General features: G+C 50.3%; 20 protein-coding genes and 1 pseudogene. 8 read left to right on the forward strand and 13 right to left on the reverse strand.

The features are described from left to right. From DBY73_RS09695 to DBY73_RS09710, 4 genes are all read right to left on the reverse strand, one after another. The coding region (locus DBY73_RS09695; RefSeq protein WP_112010952.1) for an N-6 DNA methylase at positions 1-1,236 on the reverse strand (1,236 nt) is incomplete at its 3' end. A 5-nt stretch (positions 1,237-1,241) separates the two neighbouring features. Then, a complete protein-coding gene (locus DBY73_RS09700; protein ID WP_181573225.1) occupies positions 1,242-1,841 on the reverse strand; it encodes an HNH endonuclease signature motif containing protein in 600 nt (199 codons plus the stop codon). Continuing rightward, on the reverse strand, positions 1,819-2,472 hold the full coding sequence (locus DBY73_RS09705; RefSeq protein WP_181573226.1) for a hypothetical protein: 654 nt from the start codon (positions 2,470-2,472) through the stop codon (positions 1,819-1,821). The genes DBY73_RS09700 and DBY73_RS09705 overlap by 23 nt, the downstream gene beginning before the upstream one ends. A gap of 20 nt (positions 2,473-2,492) precedes the next feature. Beyond that, entirely contained in the window at positions 2,493-5,087 is a 2,595-nt protein-coding gene (locus DBY73_RS09710; RefSeq protein WP_112010955.1) for a sensor histidine kinase, read from the reverse strand. A gap of 1,027 nt (positions 5,088-6,114) precedes the next feature. On the opposite strand from DBY73_RS09710, the gene DBY73_RS09715 reads away from it, so the two are divergent. Next, positions 6,115-6,726: an IS110 family transposase gene (locus DBY73_RS09715; RefSeq protein WP_258458427.1), complete on the forward strand. Its 612-nt coding sequence runs from the start codon at positions 6,115-6,117 to the stop codon at positions 6,724-6,726. 21 nt (positions 6,727-6,747) lie between these two features. On the opposite strand, the pseudogene DBY73_RS09720 reads toward DBY73_RS09715, so the two are convergent. Further along, positions 6,748-7,049 (reverse strand): annotated as a pseudogene (locus DBY73_RS09720) (transposase); the annotation flags it as partial. Positions 7,050-7,273: 224 nt separating this feature from the next. On the opposite strand from DBY73_RS09720, the gene DBY73_RS22390 reads away from it, so the two are divergent. Together DBY73_RS22390 and DBY73_RS22395 are read left to right on the forward strand one after the other, a co-directional pair. Then, on the forward strand, positions 7,274-7,612 hold the full coding sequence (locus tag DBY73_RS22390; RefSeq protein WP_309300355.1) for a hypothetical protein: 339 nt from the start codon (positions 7,274-7,276) through the stop codon (positions 7,610-7,612). Between the two features lie 81 nt (positions 7,613-7,693). Continuing rightward, a complete protein-coding gene (locus DBY73_RS22395; protein ID WP_309300356.1) occupies positions 7,694-7,972 on the forward strand; it encodes a hypothetical protein in 279 nt (92 codons plus the stop codon). Between the two features lie 458 nt (positions 7,973-8,430). Here DBY73_RS22395 and DBY73_RS09735 read toward each other — a convergent pair whose 3' ends face one another. After that, complete coding sequence (locus DBY73_RS09735) at positions 8,431-9,015, reverse strand: class I SAM-dependent methyltransferase (RefSeq protein ID WP_112010956.1); 585 nt, start codon at positions 9,013-9,015, stop codon at positions 8,431-8,433. After that, positions 9,015-10,019: an HNH endonuclease domain-containing protein gene (locus DBY73_RS09740; RefSeq protein WP_112010957.1), complete on the reverse strand. Its 1,005-nt coding sequence runs from the start codon at positions 10,017-10,019 to the stop codon at positions 9,015-9,017. The genes DBY73_RS09735 and DBY73_RS09740 overlap by 1 nt, the downstream gene beginning before the upstream one ends. A 458-nt stretch (positions 10,020-10,477) precedes the next feature. Between DBY73_RS09740 and DBY73_RS09745 the strand changes: the two genes are divergently transcribed. Next, a complete protein-coding gene (locus DBY73_RS09745) occupies positions 10,478-10,945 on the forward strand; it encodes a SymE family type I addiction module toxin (protein ID WP_112010958.1) in 468 nt (155 codons plus the stop codon). A gap of 46 nt (positions 10,946-10,991) precedes the next feature. On the opposite strand, the gene DBY73_RS09750 is transcribed toward DBY73_RS09745, so the two are convergent. The 3 genes from DBY73_RS09750 to trpS all read right to left on the reverse strand — a co-directional run bounded on the left by DBY73_RS09750 (position 10,992) and on the right by trpS (position 13,322). Beyond that, positions 10,992-11,738 carry a class I SAM-dependent methyltransferase gene (locus tag DBY73_RS09750; RefSeq protein ID WP_112010959.1) on the reverse strand — a complete coding sequence of 249 codons (747 nt, stop codon included), beginning with the start codon at positions 11,736-11,738 and terminating at the stop codon, positions 10,992-10,994. Positions 11,739-11,748: 10 nt separating this feature from the next. After that, positions 11,749-12,006, reverse strand: coding sequence for a YjhX family toxin (locus DBY73_RS09755; protein ID WP_112010960.1), 258 nt, complete (start codon positions 12,004-12,006; stop codon positions 11,749-11,751). Between the two features lie 311 nt (positions 12,007-12,317). Further along, complete coding sequence (gene trpS / locus DBY73_RS09765) at positions 12,318-13,322, reverse strand: tryptophan--tRNA ligase (protein ID WP_112010961.1); 1,005 nt, start codon at positions 13,320-13,322, stop codon at positions 12,318-12,320. 299 nt (positions 13,323-13,621) lie between these two features. On the opposite strand from trpS, the gene DBY73_RS09770 reads away from it, so the two are divergent. Both DBY73_RS09770 and DBY73_RS09775 read left to right on the forward strand, forming a co-directional pair. Then, positions 13,622-14,224 carry an ATP-dependent Clp protease proteolytic subunit gene (locus DBY73_RS09770; RefSeq protein ID WP_112010962.1) on the forward strand — a complete coding sequence of 201 codons (603 nt, stop codon included), beginning with the start codon at positions 13,622-13,624 and terminating at the stop codon, positions 14,222-14,224. 148 nt (positions 14,225-14,372) lie between these two features. Continuing rightward, entirely contained in the window at positions 14,373-15,494 is a 1,122-nt protein-coding gene (locus DBY73_RS09775; RefSeq protein ID WP_112010963.1) for a cupin domain-containing protein, read from the forward strand. A gap of 39 nt (positions 15,495-15,533) precedes the next feature. Here DBY73_RS09775 and DBY73_RS09780 read toward each other — a convergent pair whose 3' ends face one another. Beyond that, positions 15,534-15,719, reverse strand: coding sequence for a DUF2767 domain-containing protein (locus DBY73_RS09780; protein ID WP_112010964.1), 186 nt, complete (start codon positions 15,717-15,719; stop codon positions 15,534-15,536). 228 nt (positions 15,720-15,947) lie between these two features. Here DBY73_RS09780 and DBY73_RS09785 point away from each other — a divergent pair, with 228 nt between their 5' ends. Further along, positions 15,948-16,181, forward strand: coding sequence for a DUF2171 domain-containing protein (locus DBY73_RS09785; RefSeq protein ID WP_112010965.1), 234 nt, complete (start codon positions 15,948-15,950; stop codon positions 16,179-16,181). Between the two features lie 136 nt (positions 16,182-16,317). Here the strand turns inward: DBY73_RS09785 and DBY73_RS09790 are convergent, their stop codons facing one another. Continuing rightward, on the reverse strand, positions 16,318-17,706 hold the full coding sequence (locus DBY73_RS09790; RefSeq protein ID WP_112010966.1) for a PLP-dependent aminotransferase family protein: 1,389 nt from the start codon (positions 17,704-17,706) through the stop codon (positions 16,318-16,320). 103 nt (positions 17,707-17,809) lie between these two features. On the opposite strand from DBY73_RS09790, the gene DBY73_RS09795 reads away from it, so the two are divergent. After that, positions 17,810-18,289 carry a carboxymuconolactone decarboxylase family protein gene (locus DBY73_RS09795; protein ID WP_112010967.1) on the forward strand — a complete coding sequence of 160 codons (480 nt, stop codon included), beginning with the start codon at positions 17,810-17,812 and terminating at the stop codon, positions 18,287-18,289. A gap of 127 nt (positions 18,290-18,416) precedes the next feature. On the opposite strand, the gene DBY73_RS09800 is transcribed toward DBY73_RS09795, so the two are convergent. Next, complete coding sequence (locus DBY73_RS09800; protein ID WP_112010968.1) at positions 18,417-22,211, reverse strand: autotransporter outer membrane beta-barrel domain-containing protein; 3,795 nt, start codon at positions 22,209-22,211, stop codon at positions 18,417-18,419. Between the last annotated feature and the right edge of the window lie 168 nt (positions 22,212-22,379).

Below are 22,379 nucleotides of genomic sequence, written 5' to 3' on the forward strand. Positions count from 1 at the left end.
TGTAAGGATTTCATGATCATTTTTATGAATCTTAGGGTATTCACTACATCTTTTAAAGAAAAATCCTTCACCTGGTGATACTTTTGGTACAACGTACCAGGCTTTTCTTCTTTGACATTTGTATCGCTGATGAATATTTAAAGATTCGCCAAGCTTCAAATACTCTTCGATTCGTTCACATGAACCTTTAACATAATTAGATAGGTCAACGAAAAAACTCGGTTTATTTAATTTGACTAGATATTCAAAATCATTTTCGTTGAAAATTATTTTCTTTTGAAAAAACTGACTTTTCTGAATTATAGGGAGTGTGTAATTATGTAAAGAATATTCCTCTATTTTCTTTTGAGAAACTATAAAGAAATTATTAGCGGCAGTTACTATACCTGGCCTAGATGTTACGTAACTCCCTATTTCTTTTAATTTACTAGATATTTTAGTTAAGAAAATCAATTCGGAATCAGATAGGCTTAATGAACTCCATTTAATATTACTATCTTGAGAAATTAGCTCTCTACACTCATCTTTTGAGTGATATATTAGGTTAGCTTTGTTCTTCTCATTTTCATCAAATGTGAGATCGTTTATAAATAATCCTTTATCTTTAGCATCCTTGTATGCAAATAGAATTATAGTGTCTTGCTCAGCCTTATCGAAAGCCAACTTGTTTGAAGTATAGATTTCGATTCGTGAGAAATTTGATGTAAGGTATGACTGTATATAACTACCGAACTTAACTTGTAATAAATCAAATGGAAGGACTAAAGCCATGATCCCATTTTTTTCAAGCATTTTAGTGCAGCGAATGATAAATGAAGTCCATATATTTTTATCTGCTAAGGTTGGTATTGATTCTGTTAAGAGTATATCACGACATTTCTCTATTTGCTCTTTTGTTAAATGTTTTTTGGAAATGTATGGTGGGTTACCTATGATAATATCGAAATTGTGATCATTCTCATAATATAAAAAATCATAGTTTATAATTTTAATGTTTTTTTTGTTGGTGAACTTTTCATTAAGAGATTTAGCAGATTCCTCATTTATTTCAACTAAAGAGGCATTTATAGTTGGCTGAGGTTTTTTTTTCATAAGGCTATCTATGAAACGCCCATCACCAGCACTTGGTTCGAGAACATTAATGCTCTTTTTTTTCGAAATCTTAGGTGAAATTTTATCTATAATAAAATCAATAAGAAATTGTGGTGTATAAAAAACCCCGAATTCTTTACTCATTATTTTTACAATTCTCGTTGTAGTTGTCGATATTTATCCATTTGTTCGATGACGTCTAGCAACAATGACTTTAACTCACCATGTAATGGATTGCTCTCGGGGGTCTCTTGAAGTTTTCGACTTATTCTTGGCACCAGTTCATAAAAGTAATCAGCTAACCAAAGTATTTCATGACGTCTTAGACCAAACTTTAGTTTGTCAAACATGTACTTTGCTGCTGAATTACCTTCTTTATATCGTATTTTACCTGATGAGTCTCTATAAAATGCCTCAGAGTATTGGATATCACAAGGCTCAATATATCCAATGCCGTTGCGGATAGACTCGCTTTCATTATTACCACACCAGTCGTTACTTTTGGCAATATTACAGGTGGGACAAGAGTAAACCAAATTACTATACTCATTCTCTAGATGTTTAAACTTGCTTTTGGGAGCAAAATGATCGATGTGAAAACATTTTCCTGAGCCGTAATATACATGATGAGTGCCACAGTAGCCACAACAGCAAAAAAAATCCTTTGATAAGGCTTCTTTATATAAATTATATTTACTTAATTTGCTTTGTGCCGTTCGTTTTGGATCATTTTTTCTCAGTGGGAACATATAAAGCATCCAGTTTCTCTAAAATATCTTCAGCACGAACGACTAATTCTTTTATGTTCCCAACATGCTGTAAGTTTTTTAAGTGTTTTGGTAATTTTACATCGTTGTTTAAACTAGACTCTAAAAAATCATCTAATTCAATGAGCCTGTTTTCTTGTTCTAATGTCAAATTATTTAATGACGTTAGCTCTGCAAATTCGCTAGATGCTCTTTGTAATTCATTAATATAATGTTCAATGCTTTTACGGATTTTAAATTCAAATAGCTTTTTACTTTCTGTGTCGCTGCCAAATGGAATGCTTTTGCTGTACACTATATGTGTATCGAAAGATTCCGAAATGGCGTCATCTGCAAATGATGTTAAGATAATACAAGGGAAATTTCTTCTCTTATTTCTAATGGAGTCAAATACTTTGACTCCATTATAATTAATATTAACATACTCATTGATTTGGAAATCAATAACTAATATATCCAGGTTGCTTGAATTTATCTCATCTATTAATTCTTCAATAGATGGCTTAGGTTTGAAATCAATAAATTCATATATGTCATATTTTTTTATAAAATCGTAGAAACGCGCTATATCTGACTCATCTTCATCAAGATATCCCATCCTAAATTTATTCATAAGCATCTCCTTTTCTTTACTTATGGGATTATTATTTCAAGTGAAAAGCCTGAACTACTTGATAAGACTTCACAAGTGGCATTATATTGTTCAAGTGATTTTTTCACTAACCACATACCCATACCAGTACCGACTTCTTTACCCGAATTATCTCGTTTTGTAGTATAGGTTGCTTGAAATATATCTTGTGCGTTTGTTATATCCTTGCTTAATCCGGGCCCGCTATCTTTATATTTAATATGGAACCCATCAGGTAATTTTTCAGTGGATATTTCTATATTCCGAAACTCACTCGATACCTCATTTCGAATGAAGACATCTAAAGAGTTTATTAGAAGATTGTTAAAGATACAATCTAAGTCAATTTCATATGACTTTAGTCGATACTCCGTACTTTTATTCTGTAATGTGAGATTGACACAACGCTCCTCTAATGTATCGCTCCACTCAGTTTTGAAATTTTCAAGATAATCTGAAATATTAATGTATTGTTGGTTTCGTTTATCTTTGCGTATGGTTCTAAGTGTATATTGCAACCACTGCTTTAATTTTTTATCTTCTTTTTCAAATAGTTCCAGTCGGTAATAAGGATTGTCATATTTATAGGTATTAGAAAGCGATGCCTCATCAATTAAGGGCGAGATTAATTGCCTTATCTCATCAAATCTACTTCCTAACTTAATCTGAAGGTTCTCTAATTCATGAGTAAAAGAGGCAATTGTCACTCCACTGGATGCGAATACTCGTAAAAGAGAATTCTCCTCACGCATTTCAGTTAGTTCTTGTTCTAATCCTTCTTTTTCCTCTTTTTCTTTTAAATAAACAGTAGCAATAGTTTCGTTATCTGTTTTTTTCGATTTTCGCTTTGAACCATCATTTTTATTTTTATATTTCTGATAGATTTCATTAGCAATTTGTGTAGCTTTTTCTATATCTCTCTTGGATATTTCTCCATCGCTTGGAGATGTAGAGTTCTGTTGATTAAATTTAAGTAGTTCACTAAAGAAAAAGCTACGATCATCTTCAAATATTTTTATTAACTTTTCAATGATATTTTTAAAGAATAGAAATGATTCATTCTCTTGAACACCCTCTCGACTGGATTTATCCTCTAGGTATGGATTGTCAATTCTAGAAATGTTGATTACACCAGTAATGTTATTAGGGCTTACTTTCCAGTGTCGATATCGACTAACCTGAGCAGGGTTAAGAGCTACTCTGTTACCTAGTTCTAACCAATCCCATGAAGAACTGCCTCTTTCTCCGTAAGGCCTGACTCTAAAATTATCTCTAAATAATTTTATGCCACCATAGCTGTCAAGCCATAAACCACGTTTAGTCGTATCAATTTTCTTTTGATAATATTTTTCAGTGTCTGATTTATTAGGTACAGCTCGTTTCATGAAATAGAGGGTGAAAGAAAATGGGCCTGTTTTACTTAACTCCATATCACTGATGCCCGGCATTAACTTTGATAAGGGAAAATTTAAATGTTTTACTTTATCTTTTAAACTTTGTGTTTCATTACTTTGGAAAAATATCGGAGGGATATCTTCTATTCGATATTCATTTCTAATTATACGTCCAGTCAAATTAAGTTTCTTATCTAAGCTAACTTCTAATTTGTAGTCATAATCTTCGCAAACTTCTGGTTGCAATAGTCCATTGTATTTGGATGTATGACTGCAGAATAGAAATAATTGAAATGATGTATCTTCGGATGGTGGAACTAAAGATTCTAACCTATCCTTTAAGTTTCGTATTGCGAGTTCATTCCAATGATCTCTGACGGACGATATTTTAATAATTGTACCAGTAGATAAAGTTTTCTCTAAATCTAATGGGTTTTTTCTTTTATTTAACCCGCTCTTTATTTGTTCTATGATTTCAAGAGGCAAAATAGACAATGTATTTATATTATTGTTTATGTCAGGAACTTCAATTGTGGCATAGATTTCATTTATGTTCTTTCCATTTTGCTCAAAACTTTCCCAATCAACCTTCCAAATGATCCCATTGGATTTTTCAGTTTTTGTTTTTAAAGTACAAAGCCGACCAAGACGGTCCAGAGCAAACCGACCAATTCCTTTTGCTCCCGATTTCGTTCTACCACCCTTAGATTTAATATCATAGGTTTTATTATCTGTGCCTATTGTCATCCAGTTTTTCTTTATCGTTTCAGAATCCATCCCCTCGCCATTATCAATAATATAAATATTTGTAAAAGAACCAAAGAAATTCTTTAATTTTTCATTTTCGGTGGCTCTTTCCTTTTTTAATCTTTCAATCTCTTCAGAGAGAATTCCTTTTGGAGGGTTAAATTCATGCCTTTCCCATTCAAATGTAATTTTATTTTGCTCATAAAAATCTTGTAAATTTAATTGTATCTTTAGTGCATATGATGATAATTGATTAAAACTCTCCTCTTGTATGATTTCAGGTGTTGTAGGGTAAGGTATATCAAAATAAACAATGCAATATTCTGAATCGGCATCATATGTATTTTTTACTAACTCTATAATAGCGCCGTCAGATGTCGCAACGTTCTCTCTTCCAATAAGACGGGCTGTCCGTGCTGAAACATTGAAATTAACAAGCTCTTTATTATTATCCATAAACGATACGAACCTTTTATTTGAGTTAGATATTGATGTTGTAAGTTAGATAAATTTCGCACAGATATTGCAATAAATGTTGTTTATTTTTAGGGGGTAGTGATGAACATAGTGTTTGTATGTTTTTGAACGTTGTTTATTACGCTTTAATTATGAGTTAAACCTGTATGTTTAATACTGATCGTATGCATGGGTTTAACATTTTTCTACAATATGGGTGTTTGTACGCTGTTATCTATTTAGATAGCCCTTAGTCACTTGTCAAGGTTGTGTGTAAAAACTTATTCGCTCATATACTTCGAAAGGAAATCATCACGTTGAGTTATTTTTCGGGCTGTTGTTTCTTAAATTTGAGTATAAATAACAGGGGCTATGCTTGAACTATAGAAAGGTCTTGAACGATAACTGAAACGAAAGTTACTTCATTTACTATGCAGGGTACCGATTGCTTAATCTTATGCCATTGAAAACACGCTACCGCCCGACCTTGGTTTTAGAACCTGCCCCGCGATATGTTACCAGCATTTGATGGTGTAAGCACACCCATGACCCCGTATATGACCCATTCATAATCAGGAATAACCGGCTTCATCTTTGCTGCATATTCTTGCAACCGGCAAATTCGGAGGGCGTCATCCAGCCCACTGCGGAATGGGAACGCCCCTGTTACAGTGTATGCGTCATGCCTCGCTTTTGCTCTATGCACCCTCCAGAGAAATGAGCCAGTTCTCGTTCAGGCATTCCTGACACAACCTACCGTTGAAGGACCCGACCGTAGCATCGTCCGTTTGTGTTCCCAGGAGTGACAAGTCGACTCTTATCCCTCTTTCATACACTCACCTGTCCAGCATTTTTTTGCAATTTCAGAACTATTATCGATTTTCAGAGACTACGATAAAGGGCGCCTGAGCACTATGCTGTTCAGCATTTCTGCCACTTCTGTTGTGTAGTGATGTGATGGACGCCCTTACCTGAAGCAGACAGTGCCATACTTTTACTGTCTGCGTTTGCTACGGGAGTAAATCACATGAGCACGATCAGAGTTGTTGGTATTGATATCGCCAAATCAGTTTTTCAGGTCTGCGTCTGGATGGTCGATGGCTCCGTCGCATGGAACAAAAAAATCTCTCGTTCTAAATTGCTGGATACTATCCGACAGTTTGAACCTGGAACTCTTGTTGCTATGGAAGCCTGCGCAACTTCGCATTTTTGGGGGCGAACCTTCACATCTATGGGCTATTGCGTCAGACTCATCCCCGCACAACACGTAAAAGCTTTTATCCGTTGCCAGAAAAATGATGCCAATGATGCGTTGGCAATTTGCGAGACAGCATTTCGCTCGGGTATTCACTTTGTTTCTGTAAAAATCACAGAACAGCAGGATATCAAGGTGCTTCGGAACACACGTCAACTGATGGTTGAGCAGAGAACGGCGCAGGCCAACCAGCTTCGTTCTCTGCTTGCTGAATATGGTTTCACTATTCCTGTCGGGATCCTGCGTCTCCAGCAACAGCTACCGGAGCTGATTGAAGATGCCTTAAACAGCCTGACATTCACTCTTCGTCGACTGTTGTCTTCGCTGCGGGAAGATAACGAAATACCGTCCTGCTCAGCGACAATGTCCTGCTGCCTGGCGTAAGCTCATGGCAAACTGCGCGGTCAGATAGCTGACCAGCTCACGTTTTATCGCTAGTGTTAAAGCTTTTTTTCAATAACGTCTTTCAGTGCTCGGCACTCGCGACTCAGGTCCGCAAACATCTGTTTGAGGCGACGGTTTTCATCCTCAAGGTCTTTCATCTTTTTGATATCAGAGGCTTCCATCCCGCCAAACTTCGCTTTCCAGTTGTAGTACGAAGCCTCAGAGATCCCGGCCTCGCGGCAGACATCCTTAACGGTACGTCCGGCTTCGACGGACTTCAGAATGGCAATGATCTGGTGTTCGGTGAATCGGGCTTTACGCATAGTGATCTCCTCAGGGGATCATAGTCAGTATGTCGGAAGCTCTCTGAAAGTGAATGGTTCGTTTAAGCGGGATACTTACACAACTACTGTGGGAGTGAGTTGAACAGTTTTTTTGCTCTCCAGCACATATTATTTTTCGTCAAACCCTCCCGCGACCTGTTATCTGGACTGCCTGATAAATTGTATATAAAACATGCAGTTAGGATACATGTGGAGATGTATGTATGAGCACCAGAAGAGAGATAAAGGATGGGGCACTGTTTGGCGTACTCGACAGAGGGATGGTCTACACCGAGACGTTGGGATGGATTGATAAGGGACATGCCCGTGGCAATGACGTGGTGGCGCACAAACGTCAATTCGTTGAGGGAGAGCGTAGCGTTAAGCCATCTTATTCCGTCATGTATCGGCAAGATATGGGTGTCTTAAAATTCAAATCGCGGTTCAGCATCGGGAAGTTCTCTCACTGGGAAATTAAGCATGACCGGAGTATCGAAGACATTAACAGAATCATGCTGGCCATGATGAACACCGCATCCAGATTCGAAGGGCTGCAAAGCTAGCGTTCCTTATCCTGGTATTCGGACAGTGGCTTTAGCGATGAGGATTTAGTGTCTTGCCTGTTCGGCTTCAATCGGGCAATTATGCCCGGCCGATATTGCTACCGTCTCAAGCCGGTGAGCTATGGTTCAGCCGTTCGCCGCTGGGATTACTACGGCGCTATCGGTTCCCATAAAAACTGTGGCTTTTGCCTGATTCTTTTCCCCGATCCGCAGGACCAGTGTGTGCGGAACCAGCCGTATGCGGTCAATCTTCCGCATTTTATGACCTGGCTCAGGCCGTGGGATGATTTCGCATCCGGAGTGGTGAAGGTCATTACAAACGATGAGGCATCGCTCTCGTTCATAGGGGCTAAGCTATGACAATCCTTTTAAAAATCCTGAAATAGTGCTTACTCTGTTGCCACCGTCTTTATCCTCGGATGGCTGTTAGTCTAGCTCTTGGCATCGGGTTCGGATGAAACCACGGTTTACACAGAAAATGACTTTTTCCACTACCACACCCTGACTGACAAGGATATTAAAAACGCCCCGCGTATCACGGACGACTAATATTTCGAGGCGCATCCAGCGATGGTTATGCCCCTTCAAATAGCATCATTTTTAAAGGGCTATCGGTGCTGCACCGTTGCGCTCGTATCTCGAAACGCTGGGATATACCAAGGAAAAGCGACGCCTGGGGATAAGGAAATCTGGTCAAAACCCGATCAGGTAAAAGGTAGCTTTTTCTATCTGTACTTTAATACCGCTACGGGTGAAGTCGAACTGACCAAAGTGATGATTGAGTTAACCTATCCCAGTCGATTAGCACAACATATTGATCACGCAGATTTTTTTCGTAATAACCCATTCAGCCATGTCTCATCTCTGTCCGGGCGGTTATCCTGAGTCGCCCAAAGCGAAGCTATCTCCATCCCCGGAACCGCCCTCAGCAACTCCCGCAATCCCTCTTCATTCAGATCCGTAAACCGTCTTTCACCCCGCACGCGTTCACCGTTGCCATACTTAAAGGACACATACCAAACGCCGCCAGGCTTAAGCGCATCCGCAAGCTTCTGCATCACCGCAGGCAGCTCAGAAGAGGGGACATGCAACAAAGAGGCACAGCACCATATCCCATCATACTGCGCTTTACCGTCGATCTCTGAAAAGGACATTAGCTGCACGGGTAACCCGGTATGTTGCCTTGCCAACTCTACCATCGCGGAAGAGGCATCAAAAGCATCCACCTGATAACCCATCTCATGAAATGCTTTTGCGTCCCGGCCTGAACCGCAGCCCGCATCCAGAACCCGAGCACCGTTAGGCAGATGCCGGGTAAATGCCTCGTATAGCGAAGTCATATCGACATTGACCGTGCCATCGAAGAAATCCTGTGCGTGGTTCTGATAGTAGTGAAGTGTCATTAAAACGTAGCCTCGCCTTCCGCGTTAGGTTTCCAGGTATGGATAAGTTTGTCCAGCGCGGCCTGCCAGTTACGCTGGAGAAAGCTTTTCCGTGCTTCAGGACGTTGCCCTGTCTGCAGAACAATCGTCTCATGTAACGGCAGTTTGCTCTGAATAAAATACTCATTGCGGGTGTGTAACCGCTGCAGGAGTCTGAGGTCGGGCAGCCGCGCAGATTTACCACGATTACAACAACGACAGGCCAGAACTAAGTTCCATACGCCGTTAACGTTAGTAACTTCGTTGCGGGCAGCCCAGGGAACAAAGTGGTCGACGTCCGCCAGAGCTGCGTCTCCGGGTACCAGGCTGACAGGTTTGAAGCAGTAAAAACACCGTCCTTTCTGGTAACCATTCAGGCTGTCGCGACAGCTGGTGATGCCTACGCGACGCGCGTTCACCTTCGTGAATAGCAGCTGATTATCTTCGTCGAACTCTACGCCCAAAATGTTACGCGAAATCCCCATCGACCAGGCCTGTTCTACCAGGTTCCAGCGAGCATTAGTTTCAAAAGCGAGGTTTTTATACTGTAGGCGTTCGCCCAGTAAATAGAAGTTATCCGTTAGGCGGATCCCGTTGCTGGTTTTGCGCTCATCAACGAAAAAACGTTTATCGATCTCGCCCTGATTAACGTAATGAAAGGCATCAATCACGTTGTTAAAGCCAAGGCGCACCGTTGCTTCAATGAGCTGAGCATGGGTGATTTCGCCCCTATTGAACTTCAGACAGGTTTCGAGAAATTTACTGCTGCGAGAGGTGATCTGTTTTGGCGCATGTTTCAGGTGCTCGCAAAGATGGCGGCTGAACGGCCCGGCAAGCTGGTCGAGCGTTATCAAATCGCTGCCCGTCTTATCCACTTCATACAACGCTGACGCCAGCGCAAATTTGTAAGATGCGACGTTCCTTCCAAAGAGGATCACACCACGCCAGTAGTTCTCAAGCGTCGGATCGGCCTGATAAAATTCCATCGATGAAGTCCTGTTACGGTTGGCTGGGGAGGGTGTTACTACAACCTGTAACAAGATCACATAACAAAATCAGAGTGATGTAAATCGTTAATCTATAGGTTTGATGAATTTTGAGAGGTCTGAGAGGAAAGGTGTGGTGACAGCCGATACGGCACTAGCGTTTGGTTTGCGAACGAACAGATATCTGGAAGAGATGAGTTGAACTGATTTCCAGCCAGGGTGTTGTTGTTTATCGAATTAGAAAACCTCTATTGTTATTTACTGAATCCTCCTCGCATTTTTCAAATTTACCCGTCGTGAAACCGCTGTACGTATATTCAGCACGGTATAATGGGCACCAGGAATTACGCCGAACGGCAAAGGAAGTATCAAAGAATATTTAAATAGAGAATTCGCGATATGAAGGTGCTGCAACACCCCCATACCGCTAACCACAAACAACTAATCAGGAGTTGAAAATGGCTGCGACGAATTTTATGCCAGAGTTTACCGTTTGCAAAACACAATCAGACGCTTTTACCGATATGATTGAAAACCGCGATCTGATGCGCAAAAACAGCGCCCGCCGCCTTCACGGTAACCGGCCGGAAAGCGCGCCCGTTCATGCCCGGGCAGATACGCCGGAAGGGAGCGCGGCCTGCTGCGAACTCTATTCCCGGATTGAGGGTCAATATCTTCCTCTCGGTGGCGGCTGGTTAACGCGGGCGGGGTTTATCGACGGCATGCCCGTTAAAATAAGAGTCATGAAGGACTGCATTGTCATTACGCCGCAGCATACAAGAGAATTATGGGGTTGCCTGGAAGGAATGAGCGTGGTGAATATTAATAAGCGACAGGTTACGCAGTGGCTAAAAACATTTCCGTGGGCGTTGAACGACACGGGGGATATTCCGGTCATCAAGCGCGTTAGGGTTATATCTAAATAAAACATGCAGGCAGCATAGCCATTAACGCTATACCGCCTGTTTCAGGCTATCGGGTCATCAGCGCAAATACGCCCCAGCCGAAGTATTCCCGTGCGTAGGTGACGTGGCGCACGGGCGCAGCCGTCAGCTCCGCCCGAACCTCCTGCGCAAAGTCATCGTCTGGGTTTGCCTCCAGCCAGCGGCGCATAGTCATCCATTTTGCCGCTTCGTATCTGTCCCAGCCTTCCCGATCGGCCAGCACCATTTCCACCAGGTCATAGCCCCGTTCGTCGAAAGAAGCCACAAGGTCGGGCAGGGTGAGAAAATCAGACACCGACGAAACGCCGCAGGCCTGGGCAATCTCATCGCTTGCGGGGACCTGAAGCCAGTAAGGTTCGCCGATGAGCATGATCCCGCCCGGCCGAAGGCTTTTGGCCAGCAGCGCCATCGTCCCGGCAACGCCGCCCGCGATCCAGGTGGCGCCCACGCAGGCCGCGACGTCACATTGCTCATCTGCGACGTATCCGGCCGCGTCGTTATGCATAAAATGCACGCGTTCGCTCACGTCGAGCTCCTCGGCGCGGCGCCTGGCCTGTTCGGTAAAGAGCGGGCTCATGTCGATGCCGGTGCCGCTGACGCCGTGATCGCGCGCCCAGGTGCACAGCATCTCTCCCGACCCGCTGCCGAGATCGAGAATGCGCGTGCCCGGCTTCATGCGTAACGCACGCCCCAGCGCGGCATATTTTTCCGCGGTGAACGGGTTGTGAATGCGGTGTTCGCTTTCGCTGACGGTAAAAATACGTGGGATATCCATCATCCTCTCCTTAGCGGTTATCAGGCTGGGCGCGAACGCTGTTCAGCCCGGTGGTATTAATGCGGTAGGGCTGACCGTTAACGGACTTAATCAGCTTTTTGGTTTTGAGCTTTTTAAAGACGGCGAGCGTGCAGTCGGTCAGCAGCAGCCCTTCGCGGCTGTAGCATTCAACAGAAGTGACGCGGCCTGAAGCATCGCGGACGTGCGCGATTCGGCCACCTTTGGCGAGAACGTGTAAGGTACGCTGTTCCTGACGGGATAAATTCATACTGGAAAACCTGTTTAATCATCATGTGCAAAACGTGCAAACACGCAGCGGTGTCCGCATTCGATTTCGGCGCATTGATAATCAGTCCGGCCTGAAAAGGTCGGGAAGCTGATTATCGGATGATTACATTCTCCAGCATCAAAGCCTCGGGTTGAGTTGATAGGTATTTACGGCGTGAATAATAACACCCGTTTTTTATAAGGGAATGTTTGAGGAGGAAAAGTGTGATCCAGGTCGAAGCCAGGCGGCGCCATCATCGGATTGCAGAATATGATGGCGCGCTGGCGTTAAGCCTCGGTTATCCCGTCAGGTCAAAACACTGGCACCCCCAGCCCAACCTTTACCTCCCGCAGCGTTTCCTGCGTCACGCCCTGCGCCCGCTCCGTCCCGCGCTTCAGCATCGCCATCAGCTCGCCTCTGTCACGAATGTACATCGCCCGGCGCTCGCGCATCGGCGCAATCAGCTCCTGCAGGCACGCCTCCAGTTCGTTTTTGCACGCCCGGTCCCCCAGCCCGCCCGCCTGGTAATGCGCCTTCATCGCCGCCACCTTCTCCTTGTCCGGATGAAACGCGTCGAGATACGTAAACACCACGTTCCCCTCAATCTGCCCCGGGTCGCTCACCTTCAGGTGGTTCGGGTCGGTGTACATGGCGCTGACCGCGCGGTGAATAGTCTCTTCGCTGGCCGAAAGGTGCAGCGTATTGCCCAGCGATTTCGACATCTTGGCGCTGCCGTCGACGCCCGGCAGGCGGCCGGTGTCGCTCAGCATCGCCCTACAGTGGCGCAGCACCGGGGCGGGCAGCAGGCTGTTCATCTTGTGCACAATCTCATTGGTCTGCTCAATCATCGGCAGCTGGTCGTCGCCGACGGGCACGCACTCGGCTTTGAACGCGGTGATGTCCGCCGCCTGGCTGATGGGGTAGGCCATAAACCCGACCGGCAGCGAGCGGGCAAAGCCCTTCTGCGCAATCTCATTTTTTACCGTCGGGTTTCGCTCCACGCGGGCAACGGTGACGATGTTCATATACAGCATCGTCAGCTCGGCGAGGGCGGGCAGGGCGGACTGTAGGCAGATCGTGGTCAGGTTCGGGTCGATGCCGGCGGCGAGATAGTCGGCCAGCACCTCGGGGATGTTGTCGCGGATCTTCTGCGGGTTGCTGCCGTTGTCGGTCAGCCCCTGCAGGTCGGCAATCAATACATACTGGTTATGCATCTGCTGCAGCGCCACGCGCTGGCGCAGCGATCCGACGAAGTGACCAAGGTGCAGCGGGCCGGTAGGGCGGTCGCCGGTGAGGATGGTAGTTTTAGCGTTCATAAAGACTCCTTAATGTGCAAGTGCCGAAAGGGGTCTTAAACGTGTGAAAGCCGCCTTTCGGCGGCTCTTTGAAATGGGGAAAAACGATTCCGTGCCGCCTTTAGGAAGGCAGCCACCAGCGGTTTACGGTGAGTACGGCGCGATTTGTGTTCATCGGGTTACCGTACCACGTCTGGCGCGGAATGCAAAAGGGCACGTCCTGCGGCCAGCAGAACGGATGCAGCCCGTTTTATTGCTATCGGCTCCCACCATCACAGGCTACACTCTGGGTTTGAGCGCGAAAAGCTGAGGAAACCACAATGCACTTCACACAGAAAAACGACAATACCGAAAAAGCGGACGGCAAAAACGTGGCGGGCGCCCTCCAGCAAAAACTGCTGGAATCCCGTTCGATCATCATCTCCGGTGAGATCGACCAGGCGCTGGCCGAAAAGGTGATCACCCAGCTGATCCTGCTGCAAAGCATCAGCAACGATCCGATCAAGCTGTACATCAACAGCCAGGGCGGCCACGTGGAAGCGGGCGACACCATTCACGACTTCATTAAGTTCATCCGTCCGGACGTGCACGTGATCGGCACCGGCTGGGTGGCCAGCGCCGGGATCACCATCTTCCTGGCGGCGAAAAAAGAGCACCGCTACGCGCTGCCAAATACCCGCTTTATGATCCACCAGCCGCTGGGCGGCGTGCGCGGCCAGGCGACTGACATTGAGATCGAAGCGCGCGAGATCATCCGCATGCTGGATCGCGTGAACAAGCTGATCGCAGACGCCACCGGTCAGCCGCTGGAAAAAGTGAAAAAAGATACCGACCGCAACTTCTGGATGTCTCCGGCAGAAGCGCTGGACTACGGCATCGTGGGTAAAATGATTACCCATTATGACGATCTGAAGCTCGATTAAGCGTTAGCGCGGTGTATGTGTCGGGTAGCGGCTTCGCCTTACCCGACCGACACCCGCAGGCTTTTTAACCTCGCTTGACCCACGACAAAGCAGCCCTCCACGCTCTCTTCCATAATCGCGCCTGTTTCCCTTCTCACTGGTGCTTACCATGGCGTATCAACTGAACCTGAACTGGCCGGAATTTCTCGAAAAATACTGGCAAAAAAAACCTGTTGTGCTGAAAAATGCCTTCGCAAATTTTGTCGATCCGATCACTCCGGACGAGCTGGCCGGGCTGGCGATGGAGCCAGAGGTCGACAGCCGCCTGGTGAGCCATTCCAACGGTAAATGGCAGGCCAGCAACGGTCCGTTTGAGCACTTCGACGGCCTGGGCGAAACCGGCTGGTCGCTGCTGGCGCAGGCGGTGAACCACTGGCACATGCCGTCCGCGGAGCTGGTGCGTCCGTTCCGCGTCCTGCCGGACTGGCGTCTTGATGACCTGATGATCTCCTACTCGGTGCCGGGCGGCGGCGTGGGTCCGCATATCGACCAGTACGACGTGTTTATCATTCAGGGGATGGGAAGCCGCCGCTGGCGCGTGGGCGACAAGCTGCCGATGCGTCAGTTCTGCCCGCATCCGGCGCTGCTGCACGTCGATCCGTTTGAGCCGATCATCGACGAAGATCTGGCCCCGGGAGATATCCTCTACATTCCGCCGGGATTCCCGCACGACGGCTTCACCCACGAAACCGCGCTTAACTACTCCGTGGGCTTCCGCGGGCCGAACGGTCGCGATCTGATCAGCAGCTTTGCCGACTACGCGCTGGAAAACGATCTGGGCGGCGAGCACTACAGCGATCCGGATCTCACCTGCCGCGAGCACCCTGGCCGCGTGGAGCAGTACGAGCTCGATCGCGTTCGCCAGATGATGATCGAGATGATTAGCAAACCGGATGATTTCACGAAATGGTTCGGCAGCTTTGTCTCCACGCCGCGTCACGAGCTGGATATCGCCGCCGCCGAGCCGCCGTATACGCCGGAAGAGGTGCTCGACGCGCTGCAGGGCGGAGAAACCCTGACGCGCCTGAGCGGCCTGCGCGTGCTAAACATCAACGGCACGTTCTTCATCAACAGCGAGCTGCTGGAAACGGTGGATGCGAAAGCCGCCGACGCGCTGTGCCGCTTCACGACGCTGGGCCAGGCCGAGCTTGGAAAGGCGCTGAATAATCCGGCGTTCATCGATGAATTAACCGGGCTGATTAACCAGGGCTACTGGTACTTCGAAGAGTAAATAAAGCGCGGCGTTTAGCCAGGCTAAACGCCGCGTGATTTAGACCAGCATATTGCAGGCTTTCCAGTAGTTCAGGAGCCGTTCATCATCACGCTCCCTCTCCGCTTTGATCTTCATAGCCTGCGCCAGATTTTCTCGTGAAACTTCATGGCCTTTTTGCACGATGTCTAAAACCGCTTCACCAAGAGCCAGCGAAATTTCCGTCCGATTATTTTGAATCGTCATGAATACCTCCTCGTGGTTTGCGATTATGTAATTATAAAAGATGTCTTAACCGGCGGGAATAATTCGTCTAATTCTTATTTTTTATTTTTTGAACACTCGCGCCCATATAGCTGTTATTTAATATTGTGTCAATGTTGTTTCAAAATGCTAATAGTCCTCTGAAACCCAAATTTATGGGCTACAGTTTGTTTCGTGCAACAGCCAAATAACCGAAACAGGAGAATCAACATGGTTAATAAAAGCGAAATTAAGGATCATACCCAGGTTGTAGCGAGCTGCGGAACGCACGTCGGCGTAGTCGACCATCTGGACGGCGAACGCATCAAGCTCGCGAAAAGCGACCCTGAATCAGGCGGCAAGCACCACTTTATTCCCCTCGGCTGGGTCGATAAGGTAGAGGATAATAAAGTCGTTCTCACCAAAAACCATAAAGAAGTTTTTGCTGAGTGGCAGGACGCGTAAATTTAATACCGTCGCTAAATGCCTCATTGCGCTCCGGTTATTACCGGAGCGTAATGCTGTTTAAGCGAATGTGTTCGTGAATATAAATCCGCAGGGCGACGCGTCCAGGTAGATAATCATCGCACCTCGCTTTTTTTCAGCCCATTATTTCAAGCGTCTGCTGCTTCGGCCTCTCCAGCAATTCAACTGCTTCTTGATACGTCCGCACGTTATTATATCCCATCACCAGCCCGTAGCGCCTGCCGGACCCGCGGTACCACTCCGAAAGCGCGTTGACCTGAAGCTGGTGCTGCTGCCAGCAGCGCGCCACTTCCCGGTCGGCGCTGCCGCGGGTGAGAAACGCCACGATGTGCATCCCGCCGTCGTTTTGCTCGGTGAAGAAACGATCCCCGTATACCTCCCGCAGGGCGGCAATCATCCAGTCGCGGCGGGTCTGGTACAGGGCGCGCATCTTCTTGAGGTGGCGGAAAAAATGGCCCTCGTTCAAGAAGGCGGTGAGGATTTTTTGCGTCAGGATCGGCTGGCCGCTGGCGACAATCTCCGCGCAGTCGGTGAACGCGTCGACGGTGCTGGCGGGCATCACCACGTAGCCTATCCGCAGCGAGGGCATAATGGTTTTGCTGAAGGTGCCCATAAAAATCACCCGGTCGTGCTGGTCCAGGCTCTTAAGCGACGGCAGCACCTTGCGGGTGTAGTGAAACTCCCCGTCGTAGTCGTCCTCGATAATCCACGATGCGTTCTGGCCTGCCCAGTCGAGAAGCTGCTGCTTGCGCGGCAGGGAGAGCGTCACCGCCAGCGGGCTCTGGTGCGACGGCGTAACGATGGCAAAGCGCGCGTCGCGATGGTGGCGCAGCAGGTAGTCGGTGTCGAGGCCGGACCGATCGACGGGGACGGTGTGCAGGCGCGGCACTATCCGCTTGAGCAGCTGCTGGCCCATAAAATAGCCCGGATCCTCAAACACCACCTTGTCGCTGCGGCTGGCGAGAGTATCGAGGATCAGGCGCAGGCTGCCGCTGTAGCCGCTGGTGATCATCACCTGTTCAGCGGTGCAGGAGAGCCCGCGCGAGATGTTGAGATAGCGGGCGATGGCCTGGCGCAGCGGATACCAGCCCATCACGGGCGGGTTGAGCATCTCCTCCTGACGCATGGCGCGCGTGGCCTGTCCCGCCAGCAGCAGCCATTTTTTATAGGGGAAGGCGTCGAGGGACGGAACGCCCGGACGGAGAAAACCGGCGCGCTCGCGCTGCGTAATCAGCGATTCCGGGAGCGTGCCGGTCGCCTGCGCCTCCGGCCCGCTTTCGGCAGGCAGCAAAAGGTCGGGATTCACCCGCGTGCCGCGCGCCCCGGCGCTCACCAGATAGCCTTCGCCGATCAGAATGGCGTACGCCGTCTCCACGGTTTTGCGCGCCACCTTCAGCTGCGCGGCCAGCACGCGAATGGCGGGAACCCTGTCGCCGGGCTTCAGCACGCCGCGCGCGATGTTGTCCCGATAGCGGCTGTAAATCTCATGGTAGCCGGGCTTCATGTCCTACCTCGTTTCACGGTTTTTGTGTCTTTTTACTATGTCATGAACGGCGTAGATTTGCTGCATCGCATGACATATGCCGCAAACAAAAAGAGGTAAGACGATGAGCACTCGCGTTAATCACCATAAAGCTACACCTGCACTCGCCAACGCGCTGTCCGCCCTGAGCATTGAAGTGGCGAAAACCTCCATCGACCCGGCGCTCAAGCACCTGATCGACATTCGCGTGTCGCAGCTGAACGGCTGCACCTTCTGCCTGGATATGCACTCGAAAGAGGCCAAAATTGCCGGCGAGCGCGAGCTGCGCCTGTACCACCTGGCGGCATGGCGCGAGTCCCCGCTGTTTAGCGCCCGCGAAAAAGCGGCGCTGGCGTTTACCGAAGCGCTGACGCACATCGGCGCGCACGGCGTGAGCGACGCGCTGTACCGCAGCGTGGCGGAGCATTTTTCGGACGTGGAGATTTCAGAGCTGAATTTTGCCATCGTGGCGATAAACGCCTGGAACCGTCTGGGGATCACCTCGCGTATGGAGCCCGGCTCGCTGGATGTGGCCTACGGCCTGAACAAGGCTAACCTGGAATAATTCCTCGTTCGACCGCCCGGTGGCGCTGCGCTGACCGGGCCTACGCGATCCCGTAGGCCGGATAAGCGCAGCGCTGCCTCGGCACAACGCTGCGCGCTTTGCCGAGGCAGCGTCGGCGGGGTGTACGTCAGAACGCCAGCCGGTACGTGGCGGTAACGCCCTGACGCGTTTCGTGATCCGAGGCATTGACGCTGTAGCCCACGCCAAAGGTCATGTTGCCTTTCTGGAATTTGACCCCAGCCTGGCCGGTAAAGGCGGTGTCGTCGAGCGTCTCTGCCGAGATAACGTCGCTGCCGCGAATGCCGACGGCGTGTAGCCTGCTGTCAATGTCCCGATCGCCCGTCACGGCGACCACTCCGGCATCCGCCTGCGCGCTCAGGTTCCAGCCGGAATCGAGCGCGAAGGTTTTGTTCACCTTCACCCCGACCGGGAACTGCCAGATATCCTGGCTGCCTTTGTCGGTATGGAAGACCTTCTCGCCGCTGCCGCTTTTGGTATCAAAGGCATCCGTTTTCAGCTGGCTGTAGCGCGCGCCGGCGTAAGGGATCACGTCTACCACGTCCGTCTCAATCCGGTATTCCCCCCGCAGCCCGGCGCTCAGCATCTGGGCGTCGACGTTCGCATCAAACCGGCTGCCCATTCCCAGCCAGCCCGGCTGCTTCTGATTGATGTCGTTGCTGCTTTGCGTCAGGCTGACGTTGCCCGTCACGCTGAGCTGGCGCTGCGTCCAGCTCTGGTACAGCGAAACGCCCCAGAAGCTGAAGTCATTATGCGTGGCGCTGAAGTCACCGCGCGAATCGCTGTCGCCGTTTCCGGCGTGGAACGCCGCGCCCGAGCGCATCTCCCCGAAATCGGTGCCGTACGCTTTATCCGCGCCGAGCATCAGGCCGTAGAAGTTGCTGTCCTGACCGTAGCGCAGGCTGCCCGCGCTCAAATCGCTGCTGCGCGCATTGCCGTAAAGCGCATGCACCCACACGCTGGCGTCAGGCAGATCGTTTTGCAGCGGCGCGTTGGCAAGAGACGTTCTGTCGAGCAGCGCGTCGATGGCCGCCATGCCCGCCGCCCAGGTGTTGCTCTGCGCGCCGCCCGCGATGGCCATCTGCGCCGCGCTGTTCACCGTCCGCACAATCTGCTGGTTGGTCACGTCTGGCGTATCGACGGCAATGGAGAGGAAGCGCTGTCCGGCGGCACTTGCCGTGCGGTCGTTTTCTCCGCTGGCGATCAGCGTATTCAGGGCGTTCGGCGTCGCGATGCCGGGCAGTACGTCCTGCGCGTCGCGGGCCTGCGTCGAGACCGTCACCTCGCCGTTACGGGCGGTGGTGGTGGCGCTGAGCAATCTGTTGAGGCGTAAATTATCGTTCTGCCAGCCGCCGCTGGCGATGTTGATATCGCTAAAACCTTTTGCCACCGAATAGCTCTGATTGGCCTTGGCGTCAGCCACGTAAAGCGCGGCGCCGCTGGCGACCTTCAGCGTGCCGTTTTCGGCGTTGAGCGCCGCCCGGCCTGCGGTTAACGCTGCGCCGTCGACCATCAGCAGGGAGCGGTCGGCAAACTCCGCCGTATTGAAGGCGGCGTCGCGGTTGCTCGCGCTTCCCGTCAGGGAGCCGTCCACCTTCAGGCCGCCCTGCGCGGCGTTCAGGGTTTGCGGAGCCTGAATGGCCAGCGCCGCGGTGATGGCGTCCTGGCCCCAGCGTGATCCCGAGTCGGCAAATTCCGCTTCCGCTGCCGCCGTGGAGGTATCTCCCAGCACCAGCAGCGAGTTTTGCCCCACGGTCAGGCGGCCGTTAACGTCGCTGCTGCCAACGACAACCGTTGAGGCCGAGGCCAGCGTGCCGCTCTCGCTCCACGCCGGGTCGATAAACATTCGTGCGCCCTGCAGGTTTAGCGCCTGGGCGATCAGGGTTCCGGCGCTGTCCGCGCTACCCACGGCGATCTGCGCGTCCTTGCTGGCGTTGAGCCGTTCCGCCATAAGCGCGCCGTTAACGGCCAGCTGCGCGGAGTCCTTCAGGTCAACGTCCGCGTGGAGCGCGGCATGCTGTGCGATCGCTATCTTGCCGCTGCTGACCACGCCCGCCTGCGCGCTGCCGGAGGCGATGGTGTGATCCCCGGCGAGGATATTAAGCGAGCCATCCGAAGAAAGGGTCAGCCTGCCGTTAAGGTGGTTGCTTTCGCTGCCCGCGACCGTCGAGCCGAGGTTAAGCGTGCCCTGATTTACCGCGATGTCGACGGCGGCGTTCGGCTGCCCGGCGACCTCAATCAGCGCGCCGCCCGCGGCGCCCGTCAGCGTCAGCGATTGATCGCCTTCAATCTCAATCTTCGGCGTGCCGGAGCCCTCAAAGCGCAGCTGCGACGCGCCAAAGCCGTTGGCAACGGCAATCGAACTCTCCGTCTGCGCATTGCCCGCGCCGATAACCAGGCGGTTTTTGCTGGAGGTAACCTGGGTTGTTGCCAGCGTCGCCTGGCTGGTGGAGGCATCCGCCACGCTTGCCGTTCCGCCCGTGCTCCCCGGATTTTCAATTTTGCCGAGCATCACCAGCGAGTTGCCGACGGCCGCGCCGATCAGCGCGTTGACCGCGGTCACGTAGTCCAGGCGGTAGATGCTATCCGTCAGGATCAGGGTGCTGTCCGTCAGCGACAGGTTTTTCCCGGTGGCGTTAAACCCGCCCGGAAGCGCGGCGGCGGTAGAGGCGTTAAACAGCCGGTCGGAGCGGGTCTGGAGCTGGCTGCCGTTGGTCATGGCAAGCGATGCACCGCTGCTGAGCGAGAGCGTATCGGCGATGATTTTTGTCCCGCTGAAGGTGAGCTTCCCGCTGCTGAGCTGCACGGGGGCGGTGATCGACCCTCCCGTCACGGTCAGCGCCGTGCCGACGTTTTCATTGCTAAAGCCGCCGGTGAAGCTCGCGCTATCCGTGAACGTTAACTGGCTAAAGTGGCTGAACTGTTTTCCGTCCAGCGAGGTGTTGCCCGCCAGGTGCAGGGTGCTGTTTTCACCGCTGCCGTACAGGTTTCCCCCGACTTTTGCGCTGGTCAGCCAGACGTCAGCGCGCTGGATGCTTTTGCCCGCGAGGTTGATGTCTCCTGACAGGGTACTGTCAGTGATCTTGACGTCCACCGTGCCGCTGCCGGTATGGGCATCCACGCTGCCGGTGAGGACTGAGCGGGTAATGTCCATCGCAATCTTTGCCGCGCCGTTGGCGGTGATGTCGCCCGTCACTTGGCTATTATCGATGACGGCGGTAATCGCTTCCGGGCTCGCCGCGTAAAGCGCGCCCGTCAGGCTGCTGTCTTGAAGGGTGATGCGGTGCGCCCCGGTCCCTGACGCTAAGATCCCGCCGTTGACCTTGCTGTCGTTGGCGATCGTCACGTCGATGCTGTCGTTCGGCGTCAGAAACAGCGCCCAGCCGCTGGCATACGCTTTACTGACTGGGGTTACGCCCCTTTTATCGTAATCCACCCCGGCGTTCGCGCCGTTCAGCGTCGAGCCCTCTACGAGGATGCGGGTATGGGTCAGGGTGTTTGCACCACCCGCTTCAATCCAGTCTACCGTCGCGTTATTCACCAGCGAAATCTCGGCGCTGCCGTTTTTGCTGGCGTTAATGTAGTAGCCGCTGAGATCCGCGCCGTCCACCAGCAGGCGCTGGATATCCTTGTCCTTACGCGATGAGGTGCCGCTGGCTAAATAGATATTCTGCGCTTTTGCCGTGCTATTGATGGCGGCATCCTGCGAGGGGGCGGTGAAATACCACGCTACGGGTTTCGGATCTAGCGGCGAGGTCATTTCATATTCCTCAAGCCCGCAGACGCCGGCTGCGGAATACGCGGTGCAGCTATTTGCCTGCGCAGCGAAAGGCATCAGCAGACTGCTCCCAAAAAGCACGCTCATGCGGGTGGCAATTTTAGAAAGTTGAAACGTTTTGTTCATTATTTATATCCCTCTATACATGCATTACGCTTAAGCCGAAAACGGCATTAAATTCGAACAATGCTTAATTCCTTGTTACATTTCGAAGCATAACAAAATGAGGGGGCGGTATTATTAGGATTGATCTTCGTGAAGTTGGAAAATTCTTATTAGAAATCTCATGCATAT

Source organism: Enterobacter sp. RIT418, from assembly GCF_003057745.1.
GTDB lineage: Bacteria > Pseudomonadota > Gammaproteobacteria > Enterobacterales > Enterobacteriaceae > Enterobacter.